Here is a 5,556-nt window from a genome sequence, read left to right as displayed (position 1 = left end):
CGGCCAAACCGCCGCCGGCACCCCGCAACACGGGCGGCAGGAAGCCGTGAACACGTTCGCCCCGAACGATCTGGTCCTCGTCTCGCCGCGGTACCTGGCCGGCGGCGGCATGAACAAGATCAACGGCGTCATCGGTCCCCTGGTCCACCTGTTCGCGTGGCCCTACGAGCACAATCCGCGGACCGGCCGCATCGACATCGACAGCCCCTGCGGCAGCGTGTTCCTCGACTTCGCCCCCGACCGTCAGGACGGCGTGTGGTGGACCATCGCCCACCACGAGCCCTACTGGCAGATCGAGTTCAGCCGGCAGACGCCGAACGAGGCCATCGCCTCCGTAACCCAGGCCCTGCCCCAGCTGCTCGGTGACCGCCGGCATGCCGAGCGCATACCCCTGGCGACCGAGTCCGTGGCCCACCTCGCCAAGACCAGCGGCTGGGAGGCGTCCTCCATTTCGTCGGGGGTGGCGTGGGCCTCTCCCGACGGCCACTGCACCGTCGAGCACAGCACGGACCCCATGCACCCGTGGCGGATCCAACACTCCGTGTACGACGGCTTCGACACGCACTGGAGCGCCACGTTCACCCCGGAGGTGCCCGAGCGTCTGGTCGCCCAGTTCTTCACCCACCTCGCCACGACCGCACCGGTGGAACGTGCCTTCCGAGATGTCCCGTACTTCGTGCAGAAGCTGGACGAGGTGCTCATCACCCCGATCCATGGGGCTGCTGTGAATCCGCATGTCGCCCACGCCGGTGCCCAGCTCGGCCGTGCCGTACGCCACCGCTGACCTCGCCGCCGACCAGATCCCGCGACGCCGCCTCCGCAGCCCTGCTCAGCGCCCCTGGGCCCCCGCACACAGGTCCTTCGTTTCCCACAGCAGAAAGCTCGCTCATCAATTCGCACCCCTCCCCCACCAGCACGCGCCGCATATCTCTGCCCGACGGCGCTGAACTGACCGCCTACCTCGACGGGCCGGCCGACGCGCCCGTCACCCTCGTTCTGGTCCACGGGCTGTCCGTCACCGCGGAACTGTGGCGCCTGCACACCCCGCCTCTCGCCGCCCAGGGCGTCCGGGTCGTGCGCTACGACCAGCGCGCACACGGGCAGTCCACCCGTGGAACCGCCCCGATCAGGCTCGGGAAGCTCGCCGATGACCTTTCCTTCCTCATCGACGACTGCGCCCCGCACGGTCCGCTGGTCCTCGCCGGCCACTCCATGGGCGGCATGATCCTGCAGACCCTGACGACGATGCGTCCGGACCTGCTCCCCCGGATACGGGGCCTCCTGCTGATCTCCACGCCCGACGGACCGGTCACCACCCGTCCCGTGCCCGGGCTGCGGACCCGGCTCCTCAGCTGGGGCCGAGACCTCCTCGCGCTCACCTGCACCCACGCCCCCGCGGTGGTGGACGCGATACGGCGCCGCCTGCCGCGCTCCAGCCCCTGGGCCCTGTCCACTGCCGCACCCGAGAGCGGTGGCACCAGCGTGCCAGTCGCCTGCCGGCGCGGCCTGCACCACACCGCCACCCGTGACATCGCCGCGTTCTGGCAGGCACTCGCCATCCGCGGATCGCGCCCGGTCGACGGGCTGCGCACCCTCGGTCCGCGCCTGACCCTCCTCGCAGGTTCCGCTGACGTCCACGTTCCCGCCGGCCACACCCGGGCTCTCGCCCTCCGCCTGCCCCAGGCCCGGTTCGTGCTGACCGACCAGGCCACCCACACGCTTCCCATCCGCCACCCCCATGCCGTCGTGGAAAGCCTGACCCACCTCCTGCCCAGCGCCCGAAACCACTGACCCCCGTGGAAAGGAACATCCTGCTCGCCGCTCAGAAACTCGACACTCTCCTCGCCCAACCCTCCTGCCGACTCGGTGTTTTCGTCCCCGCCGGCCTGCATCCACAGACCGCTGAGCAGCGCCACCTCGACTGCCTCGCGCAGGCCGGAGCCGACATGTTCGAGATCGGCTTCCCTCATACCGCGCCCTTTCTCGACGGCCCCGTCATCCAGTCCGCCTACCGCCGCGCCCTTCGACACGGCCACGGTCTGGATCACACCGTCCGTGCGGTTGAGCACGCCGCACGCCTCCGGCCGACCGTCGTCATGGCCTACTGGGATTCCGTCAGCCGCTACAGCCCCGAGCACGTGACCGGCCTTTTCGCCGACGCCGGCGCCGCCGGGGTAATGGTCGTCGATCTGCCCGCGCACATGGCCGCACGCTGGCATCAAGCCGCGAGCAGCGCGGGCCTGGTCACGCCCAGCCTCGTCCCGCGCCGCACCCCCAACTCGGGTCTGCCGGCGGCGGTCGCCGGGGCGTCGGGATGGTTGTACGCGCCCGCCAGTACGGCCCTCACCGGCCACCAGGGCGCAGTGGACATCCCCGCGCTCGCCGACTTTACCCAGCGTCTTCGGCAGGCCGCTTCGGTCCCCATCGTCTCGGGAGTGGGGATCTCCACCCCGGCTCTCGCGGCGCGCATAGCTCCGCTGGTGAACGCGGTCATCATCGGTACCCCTGTCGTCCGCGCTCTGCTGACGAACCCCGGCCAGGCCCCTGCCGTGGCCGCCTCGTTCGCTCAGGCGCTGCGCCCGACCTTCAGGGGGCACCGTGTCTGATCTCGATACGCCGGCCAAACCCCTCTCGCACCTGAGCAGCGAGGCGCTTGCCCTGCGCCGCACGCTCGGTGCCGCTGGCACGGGCCGCGATCTCCGCACCCTGGCCGGCTGGATCACCGATGTGCAGGACCTCTCCCGCAGCGCGTTGGACATCCTTCTCGACCATGCGTCAGCCCGGTCGCACACTACGGTCGAAGGACTGCTGTTCCTCGACCGCCTCGCGCAGATCGCCAAGGCCGCCCAGGACGCCGGCGCCGAACTGACCGCGGCCCTGGCCCGCGCCGTGGAGAACCAGCGCCGGTGCGTCGCCGCCTCGTCGGGCCGGGTTGTTGTCATCGGGCCCTCGCCCCAGCAGCTCATCGCCTCGGCCGCCGACCTCCTCGGCCGCATCCCCGCCCTCTGCCACGCGATACACCGCGACCGGCTGGTGCCGCCAACTCATCACGCGCACCAGCCGCGTTGAGGGCACGCCCTCCGCTTCCAACCCCCAGGACAGACCATTTCAGATCAGCCCCGCTTCCGTGCCCTTTCTCTCGGCGCGGGAGTTCAGTCCAGCACTCTTCTAGCCCTCTCCGCGGACGGCATCCTCCCCAAGGTCGACTACGCGATTTTCGCCGACACGGGATGGGAACCGAAAGCCGTTTACGCCCATCTGGACCGCCTGGAAGAAGAGGTCGCAAAACCCGCTGGCATTCCAGTCCTCCGCGTCGCATCCGGAAATATTCGAAGCGATGCGTTGAATCCGGATCACCGGTTCGCCTCGATGCCTCTCCACATTCTCAACAAAGACGGCCGGCCGGGGATGACTCGCAGGCAGTGCACCGGCGAATATAAGATAAAACCAATAAAGCAGAAGGTGCGTGAACTTCTTGGGCACCCCTATCCGTCACGTATCCCCAGGGGCGTGTTCGTCGAGCAGTGGGTCGGTATCTCGACCGATGAGTTCCATCGGGCCAAGGACGCCGACGTCCAGTACATGCGCAACCGGCATCCCCTTCTGGACCTCGGCTGGAGCAGAGCGGACTGCGTCCGTTACCTGACCTCACTCGGTCTGGCCGAGACGCCGAAATCGAGTTGCCTCGGATGCCCGTTCCACGGGAACGCGCAGTGGAGGCATATCAGGGATACGTCACCGTCCGAGTGGGCGGATGTGGTCGAATTCGATGCGGCCATCCGTCGGGGAAACGCCCGTGCCAACGCATCGGGAAACCGACTGCTCGGCGAGGCATTCCTGCATCGCTCCCGCGTCCCCTTGAGCGAGGCCCCGATCGATCACGTCACCGCCGCCGAAAAGGCCGCCCTCCAGATCGGGGAGGACGAGGCGGAGGAACTGGAAAACGGCGTCGAGGACGGCTGCTCGCCCTGGGCGTGCCGCGGAGACGCGGACGCGATGGGTCAGACCGATTTCGGGCTGGCGACGTGATACTCGACCTGTTCGCGGGTCCGGGCGGTTGGAGCCGGGCACTGGGAGTGCTCGGGGTTCGTGACATCGGCCTGGAGTGGGACGCCTGGGCCTGCAAGACACGGGCGGCGGCACAGCAGTTGACGGTCCGGACAGACGTGGCCATGTATCCGACCTGGCCCTTCATCGGCCGGACCCGCGGGCTGATCGCATCCCCGCCATGCCAGGCGTGGAGCATGGCCGGCAAACGCCTGGGCCTGCTCGACCAGCCGCTCGTGCACGAGGCAGTGGAGAATCTCGCCGCAGGACGCGACACCCGCGAGCGCCTCCTCGCCGCCTGCCGCGACGAACGCTCCCTGCTCGCGGCGGAACCGATGCGCTACCTCCACGCCCTGAACGCGGTCGGCGAGCCCGAGTGGGTGGTCATGGAGGAGGTACCCGATGTCCTTCCGCTGTGGAAGCAGTACGCGGCTGTGCTGCGGCGCTGGGGCTTCTCCGTATGGACGGGCATCCTCAACGCCGCCGACTACGGAGTACCCCAGACGCGAAGGCGCGCCATTCTGCTCGCCTCGCGGGTCCGTACCGCCCAGCCCCCCGCCCCGACACACGCCCAGATCGGCGAGCCCGACTCGCTGTTCGGGCCGGGCCGCACCCGCTGGGTCAGCATGGCCGAAGCCCTGGGGTGGGGTGCCACCGACCGGCCCGTGCCCACCGTCTGCGCCGGCGGCGGACCCGGCGGTGGCCCAGAGCCGTTCCCCTCCGGCTCCCGCAAGACACTGTCCGACGCCCGTGAGCGCGGCACGTGGATGCCCCGGCCGGGCGGGGTGGTCCTGCAGTCCCGCCGCGAAGGCGCGGGATGGGCGGCCCGGCACGGCACCCGCGACAACCGGGCCGCCGACGCTCCGGCGCCCACGTTCACCGCCGAGGCGCACCGCTGGTCCTGGTCCCTGCGCAGCAACAACCAGGCCAACGCCACCATCCGGCCGTTGTCCGAGCCGGCGGGAACGCTGTTCTTCGGACACCGCTCCAACGAATGCACCTGGATCGCCGAGCCCCCCGCCTCTTCGCAGGACGAAACGGGGTCGGTGCCCGCACCGAAGCCGATCCGGATCACCGCCCGCGAGGCCGGCATCCTGCAGACCTTCCCCGCCGACTACCCCTGGGCCGGAAACAAGGGCCAGCAGTTCTCCCAGATCGGCAACGCGGTACCCCCATTGCTCGCGGCCCACCTGCTCGCCCCGCATCTGGAGGTCCCCCTCAACCCCGACGACTTCACCCTGGCCGCCTAATGCCCCACACGTCCCACCCCGACGAGGACGACCTCGAAGCGATCCCACGGCCGCACCCGGTCTTCCACGTCGAGCAAGCCCTCCTTGGTGCTCTCCTGCTCGAACCCCAACGCCTACACGAGGTGACCGGTATCGGCCCCGATGCGTTCTCCACCGCCGCGCACCGCGCTCTGTTCGCCGCGATCCGCGCCCTGCCGCCCCCGGACCCGGTCGAGCACGCGAAGAACGCGAAGTGGCTCGACACCGTGCTCACCACCGC

General features: G+C 69.8%; 7 protein-coding genes. All 7 read left to right on the top strand.

Features of this window, described 5'->3' with window-relative positions; translation table 11 throughout:
• The coding region (locus ACWCQM_RS40705) for a DUF317 domain-containing protein (protein ID WP_450920098.1) at positions 1-784 on the top strand (784 nt) is incomplete at its 5' end.
• A complete protein-coding gene (locus ACWCQM_RS40700; RefSeq protein ID WP_450920100.1) occupies positions 781-1,791 on the top strand; it encodes an alpha/beta fold hydrolase in 1,011 nt (336 codons plus the stop codon). The genes ACWCQM_RS40705 and ACWCQM_RS40700, both read left to right, overlap by 4 nt.
• 5 nt (positions 1,792-1,796) lie before the next feature.
• A complete protein-coding gene (trpA, locus tag ACWCQM_RS40695; RefSeq protein ID WP_450920097.1) occupies positions 1,797-2,606 on the top strand; it encodes a tryptophan synthase subunit alpha in 810 nt (269 codons plus the stop codon).
• Positions 2,599-3,069, top strand: coding sequence for a hypothetical protein (locus ACWCQM_RS40690; RefSeq protein ID WP_450920096.1), 471 nt, complete (start codon positions 2,599-2,601; stop codon positions 3,067-3,069). Before trpA ends, ACWCQM_RS40690 begins: the two co-directional genes overlap by 8 nt.
• Before the next feature lie 36 nt (positions 3,070-3,105).
• A complete protein-coding gene (locus tag ACWCQM_RS40685; protein WP_450920099.1) occupies positions 3,106-4,029 on the top strand; it encodes a hypothetical protein in 924 nt (307 codons plus the stop codon).
• Positions 4,026-5,297 carry a DNA cytosine methyltransferase gene (locus ACWCQM_RS40680; protein ID WP_450920095.1) on the top strand — a complete coding sequence of 424 codons (1,272 nt, stop codon included), beginning with the start codon at positions 4,026-4,028 and terminating at the stop codon, positions 5,295-5,297. The genes ACWCQM_RS40685 and ACWCQM_RS40680 overlap by 4 nt, the downstream gene beginning before the upstream one ends.
• The coding region (locus ACWCQM_RS40675) for a DnaB-like helicase N-terminal domain-containing protein (protein ID WP_450920094.1) at positions 5,297-5,556 on the top strand (260 nt) is incomplete at its 3' end. The genes ACWCQM_RS40680 and ACWCQM_RS40675, both read left to right, overlap by 1 nt.

This window comes from Streptomyces sp. NPDC002125 (assembly GCF_053593715.1).
Note: the sequence above shows the minus strand (reverse complement) of the source record. Positions and strands in the feature narration are given on the sequence as shown.